The following is a 23,001-nucleotide window of genomic DNA, read 5'->3' on the forward strand; positions in this document are numbered from 1 at the left end:
CACCGCCCACGCCTCATCGGTCAGTTCACCACGACGCACCACCGGCACATCGTCAACGACCAACCGCTACAAGATCGGCAGGACACGCCCTAGGCCGACCGAGGCCGACCAGGCGGACCGATACCGACCGAGGCGGACCGATGCCGACCGGGTCAGCGGGCTCTTGCCCAGGTCACGAAGCGTGCGGTCAGGTCGGGTGGGGCGACACCGTCGGGCAGGGTGGCGAGATCGCTCATCGCCTCGCCCAACAGGGTGCCCAGATAGAACAGCAGGGCGGTGCGATCCTCGCGGTACTCGCCGAGCAGCGCCAACCGGGCCGGCGAGCACGGCCAGGCCGCCCCGCACACCCGGCAACGCCAGGAGGGACGGGCCGCGACATGTGGGCGGTACCGGGGCATCAGCGCACCCCTGGCTGGCCGCTGCGGGGGTGGGGGTGACGCGGGAATCCGCAGCGGGGCCGGCTGGTCTGGCGCATGGTCGAGCCTCCGTCACTGGTGGAGGGGAGCGCCCGCCGACGACACCGACGGACGCTCCCGGCCTGGTTCCGCCCACCGTCCGATCCCGGGAGCGGTCCCGCTGGGTGACAGTCTGTTGATGATCCGACTACGGTGGGAGGTCCGACCTGCCGACGGTCCAGGCGTGGACCGGTCGACCCGGAACGGTACGAGGATGTACGGAGGCTGTCTGGTGGAACGTTCGTCCATGCTGGACCACTTCGCGGAGGAGTTGCGGCTCGTGCGGGCCGCCAACGGCATGTCCCAGGCGGCGCTGGCCGAGGCGCTGAGCTATTCGGGCGCGCTGGTGGCCAAGGTGGAGACCTGCGAACGCCGGCCGAGCCTGGACTTCGCGCGCCGCTGCGACACGGTGTTCACCACCGACGGCCGCTTCGAGCGCATCCAACGCCGGATCAGCCGGGAAACCGTGGTGCCCTGGGTGCGGGACTGGACCGGCATCGAGTACGAGGCGACCGCGGTGCGCTGGTTCGAGCCGATCTGCGTGCCGGGCCTATTGCAGACCGAGGCTTACGCTCATGCGCTGCTGTCCGGCGGTGGGCTGTTCGCCTCTGACGAGATCGAGCAGCAGGTGATGGCTCGGCTGGATCGTCAGGCGGTTCTCTCCCGCGACCGGCCACCGCTGCTCACTGCCGTGATCGACGAGTATGTGCTGCGCCGCCGCATCGGCGAGTCCGAGGTGATGCGTGAACAGTTGCGTCACCTGGTGAAGCTCGGCTCGACGCTGCCCCGGGTCCGCATCCAGGTCGTGCCGATTACTGCCGGCGCGTACCCTGGGATCAATGGCCCCTTCGTGATCGCCACCTCGCCGCAAGGGGAGGATGTCGTCTATCAGGAGGGCCAGCTCCACGGGCAGGTGATTGACCGTTCCGACTTCCTGCGGCAGATGGTCGAGGTATGGGAATCGATCCGGGGCGAGGCCCTATCGCAGCAGCAGTCTCTTGAGTTGATGGCGGAAATGGCGGAGACATGGATCTGAGTGGTGCCCAATGGCGTAAGAGTAGCCGCAGCAACGGCCAGGGTGGGGCCTGCGTCGAAGTGGCCGACAACCTGTCCGGCGTGGTGGCCGTACGTGATTCCAAGGACCCGGACGGGCCGGTGCTGGCCTTCGGACCGCGCGCCTGGTGTGCCTTCGTGGCACAGGTGGGCGGCCGACCTTAACGGCGGCGATCCGTGGCGCAGTGCTCCGTAGCGGCGCCTCGTGGATTTGATCGAAACGTCGATGTGTCGCCTGCCACGCAGGGAAGGTCGACACAGAGTCTCGCCCCGGGGTCGAGACTCTACGCGGCTATGAACTCGACCTCACCATGGGTAATCTTGACGTCGAAGCTCATGTCGGTTCCCCTGGAGAGCTTTGCCAGGGTGGCGATGGAGGGTGGTTGGTCGCCGGACTCCAAGCGGGCAATGACGGACTGGGTCATGCCCACCATGCGCGCCAGGGCAGTCTGGGTGAGACCGTTGTCTTCGCGGTACTTCACGATGCGGAGAGCCACGTCGCGGGCGAATGCTGTCCGGTCCCACTCGGCGCGGAACGCCGGATCCTTGCGGCGTTCGTCGATGACTTGCTGCGAGGTTTTCAGGTCGGAGAGCTTCATCACGCGTCCTCGATGTCTTTGATCCTCTGTTCTGCGGCTGTCACTGCTCGGTTGAATCTTCGCTGGTTGACGCTGGCTTCAGGGCCGATTGCTCCGACGATGAACGCGGCGCCGGCCTGTCCGTAGATGGCTCGCCATCGGCTGCGTCCACCACGTGGGCGCAGTTCCCGCAGGCCGTTCGCAGTCTTGATGGAGCTTGAGTGGGGGTAGCCGAGGTTCACGCCCTGGCTTTCCAACTTCTCGACCGCGTGACCGATTGCTGCTTGTTCGGTGGTGGGGAGGGCGTGAAGCTCGGTTTCGGCCTCAGGGTGGTAGAAGACTGGCCAGGACACTTGCTAAGTATAGCAAACTTGCGATGTTGAAACAGGTTGCGCACAGATCAACGCGGCTGGGTTCGATCCCATGATCATGAACCCTCGCCGGAGCGGCTGGTCGAGGGGCCCCCGTCTGGGATTGGTCGTCGTCTGCCGGGGAGGTGACGGGTCTGTGCTGCCGGTTTAGTCCGCGGGGTCGGTGGGGCATGTCGGAGGGCGACATCCGCAGATCCCCGAGGAGGGGCGATGGCCTCCGACGAGACCCACGCCGACCGCGACGACGCGGCCACCGTGCCCGCAGCCCGGCGCGGCCGGGGCCGGTCGGGTGACCGAACGGCCGGTGACCGCCCGTCGGGCGAGCGTGTGTCCGGCGAGTCCGTGGCCGATGACCGACGGCGAGGTGACCGGCGGGACGCGGACCTTCGTACCCGGCCGGTGGGTCCCGACGACGGCCCGGACAGCCCCACGGACCTGCACCGGGCGGACTGGAAGGCGGCGCTCAAGCGCACCGGGCGGGAGTTCCAGGAGGACAGCCTGACCGACTGGGCCGCCGCGCTGACCTACTACGGGGTGCTGTCGATCTTCCCCGGGATGCTGGTGCTGATCTCGATCCTCGGTCTGCTCGGCGAGCGGGCCACCAGTGGGGTCCGGGACACGGTCGGCCAGGTGGTGCCGGAGGAGAACATCCGCACCATCATCGAGACCGCGATCGACCAGGCCGGCCAGTCCGGTGGGCTGGCCAGCGTCGCCGCGATCATCGGTCTGGTCGCCGCGTTCTGGTCGGCCTCCGGTTACGTGGGCGCGTTCATGCGCGCCTCGAACAGCATCTACGACGTGCCGGAGGGGCGGCCGGTGTGGAAGACCCTGCCCATCCGGCTCGGGGTGACCGCCCTGGTAGGGGTGCTGCTGCTCGCCGCCGCGGTGATCGTGGTCTTCACCGGCGGCCTCGCCGAGCAGGTCGGCAACGCCATCGGGCTCGGCTCCACGGCGCTGACGGTGTGGAACATCGCCAAGTGGCCGGTGCTGCTGGTGCTGGTCAGCCTGATGTTCGCGATCCTCTACTGGGCGTCGCCGAACGCCCGCCACGGCGGGTTCCGCTGGGTCAGCCCGGGTGGCGTGCTGGCGGTGCTGCTCTGGCTGCTCGTCTCCGGCCTGTTCGCCCTGTACGTGAGCAACTTCGGGTCCTACAACAAGACCTACGGAGCGCTGGCCGGCGTGATCATCTTCCTGGTCTGGCTCTGGCTGAGCAACATCGCGATCCTGCTCGGTGCGGAGTTCGACGCCGAGCTGGAGCGGGGCCGGGCCATCTCCGCCGGCCACGACCCCGACGAGGAGCCGTACGTCGAGCTGCGCGACGACCGCAAGCTGCGTAAGAAGCGCAACGCCGCCCCCGGCCGCTGACCCACCGGCGACCCCACGCCGCCCCGCCTGCCCCACGCCGCCCCGCCTGCCCCGCCTGCCCTGCACCGCCCCGCCCACCCGCGCCTGCCGCGCCCCGCCCCGCCTGCACCGCCCCGCCGCGTCTCCGTGGCGGGGCGGCCACTTGTCACGGCCGGCCTGATCCGGTAGTGCTTCGGCCGCGCGGAGCGGGGCCGATGTGCGAGGGTCACCCGGTGGTGGTAGCAGGTCGTTGCGGATGTTTCTCAGTCTGTCAACCTTTTCTTGATCCACTATTAGCTTTTGTTCTTTCGGACAAAAGTTGCCGGCGGAACGACTGAAGGTATGGACATGCGCCTCGGAACTCTCCTACTGTGTCGACCACAACACATCGGCGTGACGTCAATGTGAACCCTGAGACGGAGGTGAGTCCCGTGCGGGCGGCAGATCCCCTGCATGTGCAGCTGTTGCGGCTGCTCCGCGACGAGGGGCCCGCGTCCCGGGCAGAGCTGGGCGACCGGTTGCAGATGCCCCGTCCCCGGCTCCTCGCCGAGTTGGAGCGCCTGGTCGGGCTGGGCCTGGTGGCCGAGGCCGGACTGGCCGCCTCCCGCGGCGGTCGTCGCTCCACCCTGGTCGAGCTGAACCCCGACCTCCGGTTCGCCGCCGTGGACATGGGCGCCAGCTCGATCGACGTCGAGGTGGTCAACGGGCGGCTGGAGCCGGTCGCCGCGTACGCCGAGGTCGCCGACATCCGCTCCGGCCCGAAGGCCATCCTGCACCGGGTCAACGACCTGCTGCACAAGGCCCGGGTGGACGGGGCGTACGAGCGGCTCAACGGCGTCGGCGTCGGGGTCCCCGGGCCGGTGAGCTTCCGCGACGGGTTGCCGGTGTCGCCGCCGATCATGCCCGGCTGGGACCGCTACCCCGTGCGTGAGCTGCTCAGCCGGGAGCACGGCTGCCCGGCGGTGGTCGACAACGACGTCAACATCATGGCGATCGGGGAGCGGCACGGGGGGGTGGCGCACTCGGTCGACGACTTCCTCTTCATCAAGATCGGCACCGGAATAGGGTGTGGGATCTACCTCAGCGGCGACGTCTACCGGGGCACCGACGGGTGCGCGGGGGACATCGGGCACATCCAGGTCGACGCCGGGGGGCCGACCTGCTCCTGCGGCAACGCCGGTTGCCTGGAGGCGCTCTTCAGCGGAGCGGCCCTGGCCCGGGAGGCCGGCGTCGCCGCGCGTACCGGCGCCTCGCCCGCGCTGGCCGAGCGGCTCGCCGCCCGGGGTGCCGTCTCCGCCCGCGACGTCGCCGAGGCGGCGATCGAGGGGGACGTCACCTGCATCCAGCTGATCCGCGACGGGGGTCGTCGGGTCGGGCAGGTGTTGGCCGGGCTGGTCAGCTTCACCAACCCGTCGATGATCGTCATCGGCGGCGGGCTGGCCCACCTTGGGCACATCCTGCTCGCCGAGATCCGCAGCGTGGTCTACCGCCGATCGCTGCCGCTGGCCACCGGCAACCTGCCGGTCGTCCTGTCCGAGCTGGGACCGCGCGCCGGAGTGGCCGGCGCGGCCGTCCTCGCCAGCGACGTCGCCTTCGGGGAGGCATCGTGAGCGCGAGGAGTGAGCCGGTTTTGCGAGCCCCGCAGTCGCGAACGAAGGAGACGCGGGTGAGCGCGAGGAGTGAGCCGGTTTTGCGAGCCCCGCAGTCGCGAACGGAGGACGCGCGATGAGTACCGAACCGACCGCCGCCGGGGACAAGGCCCCGCTGGTCGACGCGCCCGCCGACACCGTCGCCGGTGAGGTGGTGCTCCGGCTGACCGACGTGGTCAAGACCTTCCCCGGGGTGCGCGCCCTCGACGGCGTGCAGTTGGAGGTGCGGGCCGGTGAGGTGCACTGCCTGCTCGGGCAGAACGGCGCCGGCAAGTCGACCCTGATCAAGGTGCTCGCCGGGGTGCACCGGCCGGACTCCGGCCAGGTGCAGTGGCGCGGTGAGCCGGTGCACTTCGCCAACCCGCAGGCCGCCATGCGCGCCGGCATCGCCACCATCTACCAGGAACTCGACCTGGTCGAGGACCTCTCGGTCGCGGAGAACGCCTTCCTCGGCCACGAGCCCAAGGTCGCCGGGTTCGTCCGGCGCGGCCACATGGCCCGGCGTACCCGGGAGATCCTGAGCCGGCTCGGCCACGGCGAGATCCCGCCCGGCCGGATGGTGCGCGCGCTGCCGGCCGCCGGCAAGCAGGTGGTCAGCATGGCCCGCGCGCTGTCCCACGAAGCCCGACTGATCATCATGGACGAGCCGAGCGCGGTGCTGGCCCACGACGAGGTCGACAACCTGTTCCGGATCATCCGGGAACTCACCGCCCAGGGCATCGCGGTCATCTACATCTCGCACCGGATGGAGGAGATCCGCGAGATCGGCGACCGGGTCACCGTACTCAAGGACGGCCGGACCACGGCGGCGAACCTGCCGGCCCGCGACACCCCGACCCGCGACCTGGTCGCCCGGATGACCGGCCGGAACATCGAGTACGTCTTCCCGGACCGCCCGACCGCGCCGACCGCCGGTGACGAGCTGCTGCGGGTCGAGAGGCTGAGCCGCACCGGTGAGTTCGCCGACGTCTCGCTCAGCGTCCGTCCCGGTGAGATCGTCGGCATCGCCGGCCTGGTCGGCTCCGGGCGCTCGGAGCTGCTGGAGACGATCTACGGGGCCCGCCGCGCCGAGTCCGGCACCGTCCGGATGGGCGGCCGGACCCTGCGGCCGGGCAGCGTCGGCGCGGCGGTACGGGCCGGCATGGGCATGGCCCCGGAGGAGCGGAAGAGCCAGGCGTTGCTGCTCGGCGAGCCGATCCACCGCAACGTCACCCTGGCGACCTTCTCCCGGTACGCCCGCCTCGGCTTCACCAACGCCGGGCGGGAGCGGGCCGAGGCGGAACGGATCGCCGACGAACTCCAGCTCCGGCCCAACGACGTGCGCCGGGCGGTACGCACCCTGTCCGGCGGCAACCAGCAGAAGGTGGTGGTCGGGCGCTGGCTGCTCGGCGACACCCGGCTGCTGCTGCTCGACGAGCCGACCCGGGGGGTGGACGTGGGGGCCCGGGCCGAGCTGTACCGGGTGATCCGTGGCCTGGCCGCCCAGGGGGTCGGCGTGCTGCTGGTCTCCAGCGAGGTACCCGAGGTGCTCGGTCTGGCCGACCGGGTGCTGGTGATGCGCGAGGGCCGGATGGTGCGCGAGGCGCCCGCCGGCGAACTGGACGAGAACACCGTGCTCGACCTCGTCATGGCGGGGTCTCTGATGGAAGGCGCGCCGGCATGAGCGAGCGCAGTGGACATAACGAGGTGACGGCATGAGTGAGTCGACCGGGACCGCGACACCGGACCGGCCGGCGGACCTGCCGGCGCAGTCCCCGCCGGTCGACCCGGCGGTGACGGCGTCGCTCAAGGAGAAGCCGCGGACGGGCGGGTTGTCCTTCTGGCAGGGCGACGGGGGTGAGGGCGCGAAGCGTAACCTCGGCCTGATCGGCGTGCTGGTGGTGCTGGTCGTGATCGGCGCCGCGACCCGCTGGGACCTCTACTCCAACCCGGACTGGGTGTGGGGCAACACGCTGACCATCCTCAAGCTCGCCTCGGTGGTCGGGGTGGTCACCGTCGGGATGACCTTCGTGATCATCGGTGGTGGCATCGACCTGTCGGTCGGCGCGATCGTCGCCCTCGCCGGGGTGTGGGCGACCACGCTCGCCACCCAGAGCTACGGCGCCGGCGGCATGATCTTCACCGCGATCGTGGTCGGCACCGCGGTCGGGGTGGTCAACGGGATACTCATCTCCTACGGCCGGCTGGTGGCGTTCATCGCCACGCTGGCCATGATGGTCGCCGCCCGGGGCCTGGCCGCACAGATCTCCGGCAAGCAGACCCAGGTGTCGAACAACTCCTTCATCAACGGCATCGCCAGCACCGAGCTGTTCGGCATCCCGCTGCTGGTCTACATCCTGGCCGCCGTGGTCGCCGCCGGCTGGGTGCTGCTCAACCGGACCACCTTCGGCCGGCGTACGGTCGCCGTCGGCGGCAACCCCGAGGCGGCCCGGCTCGCCGGGATCAACGTGCGGCGGCACACCCTGCTGCTGTACGCGCTGTCCGGGCTCTGCTGCGGCATCGCCGCGATCATGCTGACCGCGCAGGCCAACTCCGCCCAGGCGGCCATGGCCAACCTGTACGAGCTGGACGCGATCGCCGCGGCCATCATCGGCGGCACGCTGCTCAGCGGCGGCCGGGGCACCATCGTCGGCTCCCTGCTCGGGGTGCTGATCTTCTCCACCATCACCAACCTCTTCGCCATCAACGGCCTGTCCACCGAGGCGCAGAACATGGTCAAGGGCGGCATCATCGTCGGCGCCGTCCTGATCCAGCAGGTGCAGTTCCGCAGCGTCACCCAGTTCCTCGGCCGCAACAAGGCCACCACCTCCGCCTGACCGGGCACGTCCCTACCCCTTCGCACCAGCGCAATTCCGGCGGCCACCGACGGTGGCCGGGATCAGCACAACCTTTTTCACCCCCACCATCCGTCATTTCAGGAGGTCGTCATGACCCAGCCCCGTGACCTGTCCCGTCGCCGGTTGCTCTTCGGCGGTGCGGCGGTCGGCGCCGGTGTGCTCCTCGCCGGTTGCACCAGCAACGAGTCCACACCGACCGCGGCGCAGACCAAGGCGGCCGACAACGCCGGTGGTGGCAACGCCGCCCCCGGCAAGAAGGTCACCATCGGCTTCTCCGCCCCCGCCGCCGACCACGGCTGGATCGCCGCCATCACCAACAACGCCAAGGCGCAGGCCGGGGCGTACTCCGACGTGGACTTCAAGACCGTCGAGGCGGGTGCGGACGCAGCTGCCCAGCGGGCCGCGCTGTCCACCCTGGTCGCCCAGAAGCCGGACGTCATCGTGGTGCTGCCGCACGACGGCAAGGAGCTCAACGCCTTCGGCCTGGAGGCGATGAAGGCCGGTATCCCGGTGGTCAACCTGGACCGTGCCTTCCCGGACGCACTGGCCTACCGGCTCCAGATCATGGGCGACAACTACGGCATGGGTGTGGCCGCCGCGAACTACATCGTGGCGCAGCTCAAGGCCAAGGGTGTCAGCGCCCCGGTCATCGGCGAGATCCCCGGCATCGACTCGCTGGAGCTGACCCAGCAGCGGTCCAAGGGTTTCGCCGACACCCTCGCCACGGCCGGCTTCAAGGTGGCCAACCGGCGGCCGGCGGAGTTCACCGCCGACTCCGGCCAGCAGGCCGCCACCGGTCTGTTCCAGGCGCTGCCCAAGATCGACGCGATCTGGAACCACGACGACGACCAGGGCATCGGTGTCCTGGCCGCCGTCAACCAGGCCAACCGCAAGGAGTTCTTCATGGTCGGCGGCGCCGGCTCGAAGAAGGCCATGGAGGACATCCAGGCCGACAACACGGTGCTCAAGGCGACCGTGACCTACAGCCCGTCGATGGCCTCCTCGGCCATCTCCCTGGCCCGCCTGATCGGCCAGGGCAAGGGCATGTCCGACCTGGTGGAACTCCAGGTGCCCAAGGAGATCGTCCTCGCCTCGGAGACGATCACCAAGGAGAACGCGAGCAACTACCTCAAGCTCGGGTTCTGATACACGGGGGGAGACCCACCTTGTCCACTCATCACCGCGAACTCCGGGTCGGCATGATCGGATACTCGTTCATGGGCGCCGCGCACTCACAGGCGTGGCGCACCGTGAACCGGGTGTACGAACTGCCTGCCCGGGTTCGGATGGCGCAGATCTGCGGCCGGGACGCCGCGAAGGTCGCCGAGGCAGCCGACCGGCTGGGCTGGGACACGCACACCACAGACTGGCGTGCCCTGGTCGCCTCGGACGACATCGACGTGGTCGACATCTGCACCCCAGGTGACAGCCACGCCGAGATCGCCCTTGCCGCGCTCGCCGCCGGCAAGCACGTGATCTGCGAGAAACCGTTGGCCAACACGGTGGAGGAGGCGCGGGCGATGACCGCTGCCGCCGCCACCGCCGGGGCCTCCGGGGTCCGGTCCATGTGCGGGTTCAACTACCGCCGGGTGCCGGCCGTCGCGCTGATGCGACAACTGGTCGCCGAAGGCCGGCTCGGCACGATCCGGCACGTCCGCGCGACGTACCTCCAGGACTGGATCGTCGATCCGCAGTTCCCCCTGGTCTGGAGGCTGCAGAAGGACAAGGCGGGCTCCGGTGCCCTCGGTGACATCGGGGCGCACATCATCGACCTGACCCAGTTCGTGACCGGCCAACGGATCACCGGGGTCAGTGCGGTGACCGAGACGTTCGTCAAGGAGCGCCCGCTGCCGGGTGCGTCGAGCGGCCTGGCCGCCGAGGTCGACGGCACCGCGACGGCGACCGGCACGGTCACCGTCGACGACGCCGCGATCTTCGTGGCCCGGCTCGACGACGGGGCACTGGCCACGTACGAGGCGACCCGGTTCGCCACGGGCCGTAAGAACGCCCTCCGGGTGGAGATCAACGGTTCGCTCGGCTCGGTGGTGTTCGACCTGGAACGCCTCAACGAGTTGGAGTTCTACGACGCCTCCCGGCCGGCGACCGAGCAGGGATTCACCCGGATCCTGGTCACCGAGGCCGAACACCCGTACATGGCCGCGTGGTGGCCGCCGGGCCACATCATCGGCTACGAGCACTCCTTCACCCACGAGATGCGCGACTTCGTCGAGGCGGTCGCCAACGGTGTCGACCCGACCCCGTCGTTCGCCGACGCGTTGCAGGTCCAGCTGGTGCTGGACGCGGTGACCCGCTCGGCGGATCTCGGTTCACGGTGGACCGACGTCGAGCCGGCCCTGGCCGCGCTCGCCGTCTGACCCAGGCACCTCCGCCGTCGACCGGCGAGGGACCGGCCGCGGTTGCGCCCCGCGGCCGGGCCGGGGTCGGCAGTGGAGGGCGCGCACCCGGGCCACCCGGCCCGGGGACACGCGCACGATGGCCGTCCGGTGCGGCCGGACCGGGATTCCCCGGTCGCACCGGAGGGCCGCCAGCAGGAATATAGATAAGTATGATTCGGGTTCCCTGGGGAATCCGGTTCATCACCACCCATTCGTCCGGCCGAGGGCGCGCCGCCGCCGTTGGCCGGATGCGGGGAGGCAGGGCCGAGACGCCGAACCGGCCCTGCCTGCCAGCCCCGCCCGCACGCCGTGCGGGACCGGGTACGGCGTCGACGCCGCCGACGTCTACGCCGTCACCGGTGCCATCCCGCACGACCGGGCGGGCGGGGCCACCCCGCGCCCCGCCGGCACGACCGAACCGAGCACGTTCCATCCGGAAGGAGCACCATGCGTACGGGTGTCTGGCTGGTGGGAGCGCGCGGTTCCGTCGCGACCACCGGCATCGTCGGTGGGCTCGCCCTACGGGCCGGCCTCACCGCCCCCACCGGCTGCGTCACCGAACTGCCCGACCTGCGGGGACCCGCCCTGCCCCCCTTCGCCGACCTGGTCTTCGGCGGTCACGACGTGGCCACCACGCCGCTGACCAAACGGGCCGAGGCGCTCGCCGCCGCCGGGGTGCTGCCCGGCCGGCTGGCCGCCGCGCTCGCCGCCGACCTGGCCGCCGTCGAGGAGGACCTGCGGCCCGCGCCGACCGGCGGCAGCCAGGCCGACCGGGCCGCCGCGGTCACCGCCGACCTGACCGCGTTCCGCGACCGGCACCGGCTCGACCGGGTGGTGGTGGTCAACGTCTCGGCCACCGAACCGGCCCCGTCACCGCACCCCGGCCACGCCGACCCGGACGCCCTGCGGGCCGCCCTCGCCGGCGGCGACGAGGTGCTGCCGCCCAGCTCGCTGTACGCGTACGCGGCCGTCGAGGCGGGCTGCCCGTACGTCGACTTCACCCCGTCCACCGGGCTGCGCCTGCCGGCGCTCGCCGCGCTCGCCGCGCAGCGTGGCCTGCCGTATGCCGGGCATGACGGCAAGACCGGGGAGACCCTGGTCAAGTCGGTGCTCGCCCCGATGTTCGCGATGCGTCACCTCGCGGTGCGCTCCTGGTCCGGGGTCAACCTGCTCGGTGGCGGCGACGGGGCGACCCTGGCCGAGCCGGGCGCCAACGCCGCCAAGGTGGACAGCAAGCAGCGGGTCCTCGGCGAGACGCTGGGCTACGTGCCGCAGGGCGGCACCCGGATCGACTACGTCGAGGACCTCGGCGATTTCAAGACCGCCTGGGATCTGATCACCTTCGCCGGGTTCCTCGGCACCGGGATGCGGATGGAGTTCACCTGGCACGGCTGCGACTCCGCGCTGGCCGCCCCGCTGGTGCTGGACCTGGCCCGGCTCACCGCCGCCGCGCACGCCGCCGGGCGGGTCGGCCCCCTGCCCGAGCTGGCCTTCTTCTTCAAGGACCCGATCGACGCACCCACCCACTCGCTGAGCGAGCAGTGGCAGCGGCTGGTCGACTTCACCCGGGAGCTGCACGCCGGGGGTGCCGGGTGACCAGCGTGGCCGACCTGGCCGAGCTGGTCCGGGCACCGGCCGCGCTGTCCGTACCGGGGGACCTGGTGGCCGGGGCGGCGGCGGCCGGGGTGCTCGGCCCGCGTACCGCCGGGCTGGCCGGCGCGTCGGTGCTGCTCTACTGGGCCGGGATGGCCGCCAACGACTGGGCCGACCGGGGGTTGGACGCCGAGGAACGCCCGGAACGGCCGATCCCGAGCGGCCGGATCACCCCGGCCGCCGCCGCCGGGGTCGCCATCGGGCTCACCGCCGCCGGCCTGGGCCTGGCCGCCGCCGTGGGCGGCCGACGGGCCACCGCCGTCGCGCTTCCGCTCGCCGCCACCATCTGGGGGTACGACCTGGTGGCCAAGAACACCGCCGCCGGTCCCGCCGTGATGGCCGCCTGCCGGGGGCTGGACGTGCTGCTCGGCGCGTCGTCCGGCCGACCGGTCCGGGCGCTGCCGGCGGCGCTGACCGTCGCCGCGCACACCTGGACGGTGACCGCCCTGTCCCGGCGTGAGGTGACCGGGGCCGACGCGGCGCTGCCCCGGCGTACCCTCGCCGGCACCGCCCTGGTCGCGCTGGCCGCCACCACCCTGCCCCGCGCCACCACCCCGCCCCGTCCCGCCGGCCGGCCGTCCCCGGTGGACGATGCGCCGGCGGCGACCGACGCGCCCGGCCGTCGTACCGCACCGGGCGTCCGCACCGGTGCCGCCGGGGTCGGCCGGTCGCTCGCCGGCGCGCTGCCGGTGGCGTTGGCCGGCTGGTACGTCGCCCGGTACGGCGGCGCGCAGGCCCGGGTGGCCGCCGACCCCACCGCTGGCCGGGTCCGGGCCGCCGTCGGGGCCGGCATCACCGGGCTGCCCTCGTTGCAGGGTGCGCTCACCGCCCGCGCCGGTGCCGGGCTGGTCGGCGCGCTGGTCGCGCTCGCCGCGCCGCTGGGCGGCCGGCTGGCCCGGAAACTCTCCCCGACATGACCGCCCCGGACGCCGTCCCGCCGGCCGCTGCCGTCCCGCCGGCCGCTGCCGTCCCGCCGGCCGCTGCCGGCACGTCCCGCCGCAGCCCGGCCCCGGACCGCCCGGCCGACCCCGCCGGCCCGCCGGCCGGTGAGGTGGACCGGTTGCGGTTCGGCTACGGCACCAACGGCTTCGCCAGCCACCGGCTCGACGACGCCCTGACGGTGCTGGCCGACCTCGGCTACGAGGGGGTCGCGCTCACCCTCGACCACGACCACCTCGACCCGTACGCGCCGGGACTGGCCCGCCGGGTCGACGCCGTGGCGCACCGGCTGGCCGCGCTCGGTCTCGGCGTGGTGGTCGAGACCGGTGCCCGCTACCTGCTCGACCCGTGGCGCAAGCATGCCCCGACGCTGCTGCACGACGACCCGGCCGGCCGGATCGACTTCCTGGACCGGGCCGTCCGCGTCGGCGCGGACCTCGGTGCCGAGGCGGTCTCCTTCTGGGCCGGCATCCGACCCGGTCACGTCGCCCCCGAGGTCGCGTGGGACCGGCTGGTCGCCGGCTGCGCGACGGTGACCGCCGCCGCCGACCGGGCCGGGGTGACCCTGGGCTTCGAACCGGAGCCCGGAATGCTGGTCGAGGACATCGCCGGCTGGCGTCGGCTGCACCGGGCCCTCGGCGAGCCGGCCCGCTTCGGCATCACCCTCGACATCGGACACTGCCGCTGCCTGGAGTCGTCGACCGTGGCGGACTGTGTGCGCCAGGTCGCCGGGCACCTGGTCAACGTGCAGATCGACGACATGCGCCGGGGGGTGCACGAGCACCTGGAGTTCGGCACCGGCGAGATCGACTTCCCGCCGGTGCTGCGCGCCCTGGCCGACGCCGGCTACCGGGGGCTGGTCGCCGTGGAGCTGCCCCGGCACTCGCACGCCGCACCCACCGTGGCGGCCCGGTCGCTGGACTTCCTGCGTACCGCCGCCCGGGACGCCGGCCTCGCGGCGGGCGCGGCACCCGCCCCCGCCGGCACCACCGGGGCGGACTGACCACCGCCGGACGCACACACCTGGGGAGGGGAGACGGATGACACCGGATCGACTGCGGGCCGCGCTGGAGGGCGCACCCGATCCCGACTGGCTGGAGACCGCACTGCGCCGCGTCGCGGCCGAGCCCGGCGCGGTCGGACGGTACTTTCCCGCCGCCGCCCGGCGGTGCGGCCGGCACGACCTGCCCGGCGCCCCCGGCTGGACCGCCGATGAGGCGGCGCGGGCGCTGCTGCTGGCCGCGCTCCCCGCCGACCAGGCCGCCGCGCAGGCCGAGGAGGTCTACCGGTACGGCGACGCCGCCGAGAAGCGGGCCGTACTCAAGGCCCTTCCGCTGCTGCCGATCGGCGACGCCGGGGTGCCGCTGCTGCACGACGCGATCCGCACCAACGACACCCGGCTGGTCGCCGCCGCGCTCGGCCCGTACGCCCGGCACCTGGCGGCGGATGCCTGGCGGCAGGCGGTGCTCAAGTGCGTCTTCATCGGGGTGCCGCTGGCCGTCGTCGCCGACCTCGACGACCGGGCCGACGGGGAACTGGCCACCATGCTCGCCGCGCTCGCGGCGGAACGGCACGCCGCCGGTCGGCAGCTCCCCGCCGACGCCACCGCACTGCTCGACCGGCTCACCATCAGGGAGGCGTGAATGCGCATCTTCGACCCGCACATCCACATGACGTCGCGGACCACCGACGACTACGAGCGGATGGCCGCCGCCGGGGTCCGTGCCGTGGTCGAGCCGGCCTTCTGGCTGGGGCAGCCGCGCACCAGCGCCGCCTCCTTCGCCGACTACTTCGACTCGCTGATCGGCTGGGAGCCGTTCCGGGCCGGCCAGTTCGGGGTCCGGCACCACGCCACCGTGGCGCTGAACCCCAAGGAGGCCAACGACCCGCGTTGCCGCCCGGTGCTCGACCTGCTGCCCCGCTACCTGGAGAAGGACGCCGTGGTCGCGGTCGGCGAGATCGGCTACGACGACATGACCCCGGCCGAGGACGAGGCGTTCGCCACCCAGCTCGCGCTGGCCGTCGACCACGACCTGCCGGCCCTGGTGCACACTCCGCACCGGGACAAGGCACGCGGCGTCGAACGCAGCCTCGCGGTGGTCGCCGAGAGCGGCATCGCGCCGGGCCGGGTGGCGCTGGACCACCTCAACGAGGTGACCGTGAAGCTGGCCCGCGACAGCGGCTGCTGGCTGGGTTTCTCCATCTACCCGGACACCAAGATGTCGCCGCCGCGGATGGTGGAGCTGCTGCGCACGTACGGCACCGAGCGGATGCTGGTCAACTCGGCCGCCGACTGGGGCCGCTCCGACCCGCTGCTGACCCGGGCCACCGGTGAGGCGATGCTGGCCGCCGGATTCACCGACGACGACGTCGACCTGGTGCTCTGGCGCAACCCGGTGGAGTTCTACGGGCAGTCCGGCCGGCTCGACCTGACCGACCTGGACACCCCGACCAGCGGCACCTTCGAGGGCAACTCCATCCTGCGCGGCGGCGACTGATGCGGCTGCGGCACGCCGACGGCAGCACCGTCCACCTCGGCTACTGCACCAACGTGCACCCCGCCGAGGACACCGCCGGCATCCTCGCCCAACTCGACACGTACGCCCTGCCGGTGCGCGAGGCGCTCGGCTCGGACCTGCTCGGCCTGGGGCTGTGGCTGGCCGCCCCGGTCGCCGCCGAGCTGGCCGCCGACCCGGCCGCCCGTCGCCGGCTGCGCGCCGAGCTGACCCACCGGGGGTTGGAGGTGGTCACCCTCAACGGCTTCCCGTACGCGGCCTTCCAGGCCCCGGTGGTCAAGGGCGCGGTGTACCACCCGGACTGGACCACCGGGCAGCGGCTGCGCTACACCCTGGACCTGGCCCGGGTGCTGGCCGACCTGCTTCCCGACGACGCCGCCAGGGGCTCGATCTCCACCCTGCCGCTGGCCTGGCGGCAGCCCTGGGACCCGACGCACGCCGGGGCGGCCCGCCGCCGGCTCGACGCGCTCACCGCCGGCCTGGCCGAGGTGGAACGCGACACCGGCCGCCCGGTGCGGGTCGGTTTCGAACCGGAACCGGGGTGCGTGGTGGAGAGCAGCGGGCAGGCCGCCGCGCTGCTGGCCGACCTCGACCCGCAACGCCTCGGGATCTGTCTCGACCTGGCCCACCTCGCCTGCGCCTGGGAGGAGCCCGTCGAAGCGCTGGCCCGGCTGCGCTCCGCCGGGCTGCCGGTGGTCAAGGTGCAGGTCTCCGCCGCGCTGGAGTCGGCCGACCCGGTCGCCGACGCCGAGGCGTTGGGCCGCTGGGTGGAGCCCCGGTTCCTGCACCAGACCCGCACCGCCGGTTGCGCCCACGCCGCCGACCCGGCCGACCCGGCGTACGCGGCCGACGACCTGGACGAGGCGCTGGCCGCGCGGCTGCCCGGGGCGTGGCGGGTGCACTACCACGTGCCGCTGCACGCCCCGCCCGAGCCGCCGCTGACCTCCACCCTGCCGGTGCTGCGCACCGCGCTGGCCGCGCTGCTGGCCGGCCCGACGGCCGGCTGCGACCACCTGGACGTCGAGACGTACACGTGGGGGGTGCTGCCGGCGGCGCGGCGTCCGCGCACCGATGCGGAGCTGGCCCTCGGGATCGCCGCCGAGCTGGCCTTCGCCCGCGACGAACTGGTCACCCTCGGCCTCACCCCGGCCGAGCGAGCCGTCCCGACGACCCTGGGGGTACGACGATGAGCGAGCGTCACCGACCGGGCACCGTGCGGTGCCACCGCCGTGCCGGGCGCAGCGGGATGTCGGCATGAGCCGCCGGTTGGTGGTGCTGGACGTGGTCGGGCTGACCCCCCGGCTGCTGGCCCACATGCCCCGGTTGCGTGCCGTCGCCGAGCAGGGGTTCTCCGCCGAACTGGGTACCGTGCTGCCGGCGGTCACCTGCTCGGCGCAGGCCACCCTGCTGACCGGTGAGCAGCCGTCCGGGCACGGCATCGTCGGCAACGGCTGGTACTTCCGTGACCTCGGTGAGGTGCTGCTGTGGCGGCAGCACCACGCGCTGGTCGGCGGGGAGAAGGTGTGGCAGGCGGCCCGCCGGGTCGAGCCCGGCTACACGGTGGCCAACGTCTGCTGGTGGTACGCGATGGGCGCGGACGTCGACTGGACCGTCACCCCCCGCCCGATCTACTACGCCGACGGGCGCAAGGAACCGGACTGCTGGACCGACCCGCCGGAGCTGCACGACACGCTCACCGCCGCGCTGGGCACCTTCCCGCTGTTCACCTACTGGGGGCCGGGGGCGGGGCTGCCCTCGTCCCGCTGGATCTGTCAGGCGGCTGAGCGGATCCTCGCCGACCAGGCCCCCGACCTGACCCTGGTCTACGTCCCGCACCTCGACTACGACCTGCAACGCTTCGGGCCGTCCTCGCCGCGGGCCGCCGCCGCGGCGGCGGAGCTGGACGCGGTGCTCGCGCCGCTGCTGGACGCCGCACGGGCCGCCGACGCGACGGTGGTGGCGCTGTCGGAGTACGGCATCACCGACGTCTCCCGCCCGGTGGACGTCAACCGGCTGCTGCGCGCCGAGGGGCTGCTGCGGGTCTACACCCAGGACGGCATGGAGTACCTGGACCCGTGGACGTCCCGGGCGTTCGCCGTCGCCGACCACCAGATCGCCCACGTCTACGTGAAGGACCCGGCGGACGTGGCGGCGGTGGCGAAGCTCTGCGCCGGGCTGCCCGGGGTGGCCGAGGTGCTCGACGCCGAGGGCAAGGCGGCGGCCGGGTTGGACCACGAGCGGGCCGGTGAACTGGTGCTGGTGGCCGAGCCGGACTCCTGGTTCACCTACTACTACTGGCTCGACGACGCCCGTGCCCCGGATTTCGCCCGGAACGTGGAGATCCACCGCAAGCCCGGGTACGACCCGGCGGAGCTGTTCTTCGACCCGGCCGCGCCGGGTGCGGCGAAGCGGCGGGCGGGGGTGGCGCTGGCCCGCAAGAAGCTCGGCATGCGTTACCTGATGAGCGTGGTGGGTCTGGACGCGGGGGCGCGGGCAGTCCGGGGTTCGCACGGCCGGTTGCCGGCCGACCCGGCGGACGGCCCGGTGCTGCTCTGTTCCGACCCGTCGCTGGCCCGGGACTCCATCGCCGCGACGGAGGTCAAGGCGCTGCTGCTGGACCTCGCCGGGCTGGGAGCGGGTGCCGACGGGGCGTCGACGGCCCCGACCGGCCCGCCGGGCACGGGGGACCGGCGGTGACCCTCACCGCCGCCCCGACCGACGCCAGTGAGCTGCGGACCCGCTTCGACGCCGAGCTGGTGGCGTTTCTCGACCGGCAGGGCCCGGACTGGCCGGACGGTGCCCCACGGGGCATCTTCACCGCCCTGCACCGGTTCGTGCTGGCCGGCGGGAAGCGGCTGCGTCCGCTGTTCTGCTACTGGGGTTGGCGGGGTGCCGGGGGAGCGGACGACCGCCCGATCGTGGTGGCCGCGGCGGCGTTGGAGCTGTTCCACGCGTTCGCGCTGATCCACGACGACATCCTCGACGGCAGTGACCACCGTCGGGGTGCGCCGTCGGTGCACCGGGTCTTCGCCGAGCTGCACACCCGTTCGGCGTGGCGGGGCGACCCGGAGACCTACGGCCGCAACACCGCCCTGCTCTGCGGGGACCTCTGCGCGGCCTGGTCGGACCAGATGTTCCACGAGTGCGGGATGACCTCCGCGCAGATCTGGCAGGGGTACCGGGTCTTCGCCCGGATGCGTACCGAGGTGATCGCGGGGGAGTACCTGGATCTGGTCTCCGGGGTCGGGGACGGCTCGGTGGCCAGCGCGCTCACCGTGATCCGGATGAAGGCGGCCCGCTACACGGTGACCCGGCCGTTGCAGATCGGTGCGGCGTTGGCCGGTGCCCCGGCGGAGCTGGTCACCGCGCTCGTCGACTTCGGTGACCCGCTGGGGGACGCCTTCCAGCTCCGCGACGACGTGCTGGGTGTCTTCGGTGATCCGGCGGTGACCGGGAAGTCGATCCTGGACGACCTGCGGGAGGGCAAGCCGACGGTGATGATGGCGATGGCCCGCGACGCCGCCGACCGGGCGCAGGCCGCCCGGCTGCGGGAGTTGTTCGGCAATCCTGAGCTGGACGCGGCGGGGGCCGCCGATCTGCGGGCCATCATCGAGGCGACCGGCGCGCGGGAGAAGATCGAGCGGCTGATCCGGGTCCGGGCCGACGCGGCCCGGGTCGCGCTGGCCCAGGTGCCGCTGGCGGAGCCGGCCCGTGCCGCCCTGGCGGGCCTGGCCGACCAGGCCGTGCACCGGCAGCACTGAGCCGGGCCGCTCCGACGGTCTGGGCTGTGGGTCCGGCGCGGTGGGCGCGGTGCTCCGACCGGTAGGCGCCCGGTCTTTCATCAGATGAATGTGGATTCCCGTACGGCCGGGTCGTCCCCGCCTGCCGGCCGGTGCCGCCGGGCTGCGGCAGGTCGGGGCTACCCGGGGTGGAACTGCTCGTCACCGTTCGGTGACCCACGGGTCGACCGGCCCGCCGCTGCTCGGCGCGGGACCGGGGATGCCCGACCGGTAGGCGGGCTTCATCTGATGAAAACCCACACCGGTGGGCAGAGGGTATGGACATTGACATAGGTCACCATTAATGTTTGTGGCATCACGGGCATGTTTCGTCAAGGTGAACCGGCGGCGCGGTAACCCCTCGGCGAGCGACCTTCCGCCGGCGGTTCGCGCCCCGGCCGAGGGTTCTGACCGGCCGACCGGGGCACCCCGGCCGCCCGGCCTGCCCTGCCACACCCCACCACTCCACCCCACCACCCCGGCATCCGGCGCGGCGGCACGCGTCCCGCCCTGGCCGTGATCCGTCAGGAAGGGACAGCCCTCCAATGTCCACAAAGGACTACACCGGTCACCGTTCCCGACGGTGGCTACCCTCCGCAGCAGCACTGCTGCTGGCCGTCACCGCCGGTGCGGTCGCCGCCACCACCACCGGCCCGACCGCCCCGGCCGCCGCGCACACCATCAACGCCAGCGACTTCCAGCAGGTCGAGCTGGCCCGGGGCGTCAACGAGATGGGCGAGCCCATGTCGCTGGCCGTGCTGCCGGACCGGTCCGTGCTGCACACCGCCCGCAACGGCACCGTGCGGCGCACCGACTCCGCCGGGGTGACCCGGGTGATCGGCACCCTCCCCGTCTACACCCACGACGAGGAGGGGTTGCAGAGCCTCGGGGTCGACCCGAACTTCGCCACCAACCGGTTCATCTACCTCTACTACGCGCCGCCGCTGTCCACCCCCGGCGGCGACGCGCCCGCCACCGGCAGCAACTGGTCCGCCTGGCAGGGCGTCAACCGGCTCTCCCGGTTCACCCTCAACAGCGACTTCACCATCAACCAGACCAGCAAGGTCGACGTGCTGGACGTGGCGACCGACCGGGGCATCTGCTGCCACGTCGGCAGCGACATGGACTTCGACGCCGCCGGAAACCTCTACCTGTCCACCGGCGACGACAGCAACCCCTTCGACTCCGCCGGCTACTCGCCGCTGGACGAGCGGACCAACCGCAACCCGGCGTACGACTCCCAGCGCGGCGCCGGCAACACCAACGACCTGCGGGGCAAGCTCCTGCGGATCAAGATGAACGCCGACGGGACGTACTCGATCCCGAGTGGGAACCTGTTCCCCCCGGGCACCGCGAAGACCCGCCCCGAGATCTACGCGATGGGCTTCCGCAACCCGTTCCGGATCAGCGTCGACAAGGCCACCGGCGTCGTCTACGTCGGCGACTACGGGCCGGACGCCGGCAGCACCAACGCCAACCGGGGCCCCTCCGGCCAGGTCGAGTTCAACCGGGTCACCGGCCCCGGCAACTACGGCTGGCCGTACTGCACCGGCACCAACACCACGTCCGAGACGTACAACGAGTGGAACTTCGCCACCAACTCCACCGGCCCCAAGTACAACTGCACCGGCGGGCCGACCAACAACTCGTTCCGCAACACCGGCCTGACCACCCTCCCGCCGGCCAAGCCCTCCTGGATCCGGTACGGCGGCGACGCCGGCAGCCCGGCCGCGTTCGGCGGCGGCTCCGAATCCCCGGCGGCCGGCCCGGTCTACCGGTACGACCCGAACAACCCCTCGGCGACGAAGTTCCCGCAGGCCTTCGACGGGCAGTTCTTCGCCACCGAGTTCGGCCGGGGCTGGGTCAAGCCGATCCACGTCAACGCCGACGGGTCGCCCGGCACCATCGACAGCTTCCCCTGGGTGGGCAAGCAGGTGATGGACTCCGCGTTCGGCCCCGACGGGGCGTACTACCTGCTCGACTACGGCACCGGCTACTACAACGGTGACGCCAACTCGGCCCTGTACCGCTTCGACTACGTCGGCGTCGGCAACCGGGCGCCGGCCGCCCGGGCGAGCGCCGACCGGACCTCCGGACCCGCACCGCTGACCGTGAACTTCTCCTCGGCCGGCTCCGCCGACCCCGAGGGTGGGGCGTTGACCTACTCGTGGGCGTTCGGCGACGGCACCACCTCCACGGCGGCCAACCCGACGAAGACGTACACCACGGACGGCTCGTACACCGCGACGCTCACCGTGCGGGACCCGCAGGGGGCGACCGGCACGAACAGCGTGACGGTCAGCGTCGGCAACACCGCCCCGACGGTCACCATCACCGGTCCGGTCGACGGCTCGCTGTTCTCCTTCGGTGACACGGTGCCGTTCAGCATCACCGTCACCGACCCGGAGGACGGCACGGTCGACTGCACCAAGGTCAAGATGACCTACGTGCTCGGCCACGACCAGCACGGTCACCAGATCTCCTCGGTCGACGGCTGCTCCGGCACGATCACCATCCCGGTCGACGGCGAGCACGACGACGCGGCGAACATCTTCGCGATCTTCGACGCCGAGTACACCGACGCCGGTGGGCTCACCACGCACACCCAGCACACCCTGCAGCCCCGGCACCGGCAGGCCGAGCACTTCAAGACCTCGTCCGGCGTGACCCTCTACGACAAGACCCCCGCCGAGGGCGGCAAGACCGTCGGCAACATCGAGAACGGGGAGTGGATCGGGTTCTCCCCGTACCAGATCGGCAACGTCACCTCGTTCACCGCGCGGGTCTCCTCGGCCGGTTCCGGCGGCACCCTCCAGATCCGCGCCGGCTCACCCACCGGCACCGTGCTCGGGCAGGCCAGCGTGCCGGTCACCGGCGGCTGGGAAACCTTCACCACGGTCACCGGCACGGTGTCCGGCGCACCCACCGGCACCACCACGCTCTACCTGACCTTCGCCGGTGGCACCGGGCTGCTCTACGACCTGGACGCCTTCACCCTGAACACCGGCACCGTCCCGCCGCCGACCAACGGCACCGGGCCGATCAAGGGGCTGGGCGGCAAGTGCCTGGACGTGCGTAACGCGGCCACCGCCGACGGCACCCAGGTGCAGATCTTCACCTGCAACGGTGGGGCCGGGCAGACCTGGACGGTCACCCCGAACGGCCCGATCAAGGCGCTGGGCAAGTGCCTCGACGTCAACGGCGGCGGCACCGCAAACGGCACCAAGATCCAGCTGTGGACCTGCACCGGCGGCAGTCCGCAGGTCTGGTCGGCGCAGTCCGACGGGACCCTGCGTAACCCCGCCTCGGGCAAGTGCCTGGACGTCTCCGGCAACACCTCGGCCGACAGCACCGTGGTCCTGCTGTGGACCTGTAGCGCCGCCGCAAACCAGAAGTGGACCCTGCCCTGACCTGACGGGCGCGGGACCGGC

Annotated in this window: 20 protein-coding genes; 17 read left to right on the forward strand and 3 right to left on the reverse strand. The window is 72.3% G+C overall.

Going from position 1 to position 23,001, the window contains the following annotated elements:
* Window positions 1–152: 152 nt before the first annotated feature.
* The gene (locus AB0B63_RS25320) at window positions 153–398 is read right to left on the reverse strand and encodes a flavin reductase (protein ID WP_357022931.1); all 246 of its coding nucleotides are present in this window, start codon (window positions 396–398) and stop codon (window positions 153–155) included.
* Between the two features lie 304 nt (window positions 399–702).
* Between AB0B63_RS25320 and AB0B63_RS25325 the strand changes: the two genes are divergently transcribed.
* Together AB0B63_RS25325 and AB0B63_RS25330 are read left to right on the forward strand one after the other, a co-directional pair.
* The gene (locus AB0B63_RS25325; RefSeq protein WP_357022934.1) at window positions 703–1,491 is read left to right on the forward strand and encodes a helix-turn-helix transcriptional regulator; all 789 of its coding nucleotides are present in this window, start codon (window positions 703–705) and stop codon (window positions 1,489–1,491) included.
* Window positions 1,482–1,673, forward strand: coding sequence for a DUF397 domain-containing protein (locus AB0B63_RS25330; RefSeq protein WP_357022936.1), 192 nt, complete (start codon window positions 1,482–1,484; stop codon window positions 1,671–1,673). Before AB0B63_RS25325 ends, AB0B63_RS25330 begins: the two co-directional genes overlap by 10 nt.
* Before the next feature lie 119 nt (window positions 1,674–1,792).
* Here the strand turns inward: AB0B63_RS25330 and AB0B63_RS25335 are convergent, their stop codons facing one another.
* The gene (locus AB0B63_RS25335; RefSeq protein ID WP_357022939.1) at window positions 1,793–2,107 is read right to left on the reverse strand and encodes a helix-turn-helix transcriptional regulator; all 315 of its coding nucleotides are present in this window, start codon (window positions 2,105–2,107) and stop codon (window positions 1,793–1,795) included.
* Entirely contained in the window at window positions 2,107–2,439 is a 333-nt protein-coding gene (locus tag AB0B63_RS25340) for a type II toxin-antitoxin system RelE/ParE family toxin (protein WP_357022942.1), read from the reverse strand. The genes AB0B63_RS25335 and AB0B63_RS25340 overlap by 1 nt, the downstream gene beginning before the upstream one ends.
* A gap of 228 nt (window positions 2,440–2,667) precedes the next feature.
* Between AB0B63_RS25340 and AB0B63_RS25345 the strand changes: the two genes are divergently transcribed.
* The 15 genes from AB0B63_RS25345 to AB0B63_RS25415 all read left to right on the forward strand — a co-directional run bounded on the left by AB0B63_RS25345 (window position 2,668) and on the right by AB0B63_RS25415 (window position 22,980).
* Complete coding sequence (locus AB0B63_RS25345; protein WP_357022945.1) at window positions 2,668–3,822, forward strand: YihY/virulence factor BrkB family protein; 1,155 nt, start codon at window positions 2,668–2,670, stop codon at window positions 3,820–3,822.
* A 410-nt stretch (window positions 3,823–4,232) separates the two neighbouring features.
* A complete protein-coding gene (locus AB0B63_RS25350; RefSeq protein ID WP_208568827.1) occupies window positions 4,233–5,411 on the forward strand; it encodes an ROK family transcriptional regulator in 1,179 nt (392 codons plus the stop codon).
* Between the two features lie 115 nt (window positions 5,412–5,526).
* On the forward strand, window positions 5,527–7,113 hold the full coding sequence (locus AB0B63_RS25355; protein ID WP_357022948.1) for a sugar ABC transporter ATP-binding protein: 1,587 nt from the start codon (window positions 5,527–5,529) through the stop codon (window positions 7,111–7,113).
* A gap of 31 nt (window positions 7,114–7,144) precedes the next feature.
* The gene (locus AB0B63_RS25360; protein ID WP_208568828.1) at window positions 7,145–8,266 is read left to right on the forward strand and encodes an ABC transporter permease; all 1,122 of its coding nucleotides are present in this window, start codon (window positions 7,145–7,147) and stop codon (window positions 8,264–8,266) included.
* Window positions 8,267–8,377: 111 nt separating this feature from the next.
* Entirely contained in the window at window positions 8,378–9,433 is a 1,056-nt protein-coding gene (locus AB0B63_RS25365; RefSeq protein ID WP_357022951.1) for a substrate-binding domain-containing protein, read from the forward strand.
* A 20-nt stretch (window positions 9,434–9,453) separates the two neighbouring features.
* Window positions 9,454–10,662, forward strand: coding sequence for a Gfo/Idh/MocA family oxidoreductase (locus tag AB0B63_RS25370; protein WP_244252906.1), 1,209 nt, complete (start codon window positions 9,454–9,456; stop codon window positions 10,660–10,662).
* Window positions 10,663–11,130: 468 nt separating this feature from the next.
* Complete coding sequence (locus AB0B63_RS25375) at window positions 11,131–12,279, forward strand: inositol-3-phosphate synthase (RefSeq protein WP_208568830.1); 1,149 nt, start codon at window positions 11,131–11,133, stop codon at window positions 12,277–12,279.
* Entirely contained in the window at window positions 12,276–13,253 is a 978-nt protein-coding gene (locus AB0B63_RS25380; protein WP_357022955.1) for an SCO3242 family prenyltransferase, read from the forward strand. The genes AB0B63_RS25375 and AB0B63_RS25380 overlap by 4 nt, the downstream gene beginning before the upstream one ends.
* A complete protein-coding gene (locus tag AB0B63_RS25385) occupies window positions 13,250–14,278 on the forward strand; it encodes a sugar phosphate isomerase/epimerase family protein (protein ID WP_357022958.1) in 1,029 nt (342 codons plus the stop codon). Before AB0B63_RS25380 ends, AB0B63_RS25385 begins: the two co-directional genes overlap by 4 nt.
* A gap of 37 nt (window positions 14,279–14,315) precedes the next feature.
* Window positions 14,316–14,918 carry an EboA domain-containing protein gene (locus AB0B63_RS25390; protein ID WP_194821097.1) on the forward strand — a complete coding sequence of 201 codons (603 nt, stop codon included), beginning with the start codon at window positions 14,316–14,318 and terminating at the stop codon, window positions 14,916–14,918.
* A complete protein-coding gene (locus AB0B63_RS25395; protein ID WP_204926338.1) occupies window positions 14,919–15,773 on the forward strand; it encodes a TatD family hydrolase in 855 nt (284 codons plus the stop codon).
* Window positions 15,773–16,981, forward strand: coding sequence for a metabolite traffic protein EboE (gene eboE / locus AB0B63_RS25400; protein ID WP_357022963.1), 1,209 nt, complete (start codon window positions 15,773–15,775; stop codon window positions 16,979–16,981). Before AB0B63_RS25395 ends, eboE begins: the two co-directional genes overlap by 1 nt.
* Before the next feature lie 64 nt (window positions 16,982–17,045).
* Entirely contained in the window at window positions 17,046–18,488 is a 1,443-nt protein-coding gene (locus tag AB0B63_RS25405) for a nucleotide pyrophosphatase/phosphodiesterase family protein (RefSeq protein ID WP_357022966.1), read from the forward strand.
* A complete protein-coding gene (locus AB0B63_RS25410; RefSeq protein ID WP_357022969.1) occupies window positions 18,485–19,552 on the forward strand; it encodes a polyprenyl synthetase family protein in 1,068 nt (355 codons plus the stop codon). Before AB0B63_RS25405 ends, AB0B63_RS25410 begins: the two co-directional genes overlap by 4 nt.
* Before the next feature lie 563 nt (window positions 19,553–20,115).
* Window positions 20,116–22,980: a carbohydrate-binding protein gene (locus AB0B63_RS25415; RefSeq protein ID WP_357022972.1), complete on the forward strand. Its 2,865-nt coding sequence runs from the start codon at window positions 20,116–20,118 to the stop codon at window positions 22,978–22,980.
* Window positions 22,981–23,001: the final 21 nt, after the last annotated feature.

Origin of the sequence: Micromonospora sp. NPDC049081 (assembly GCF_040648835.1) — a bacterium.
GTDB classification, from domain to species: domain Bacteria; phylum Actinomycetota; class Actinomycetes; order Mycobacteriales; family Micromonosporaceae; genus Micromonospora; species Micromonospora antibiotica.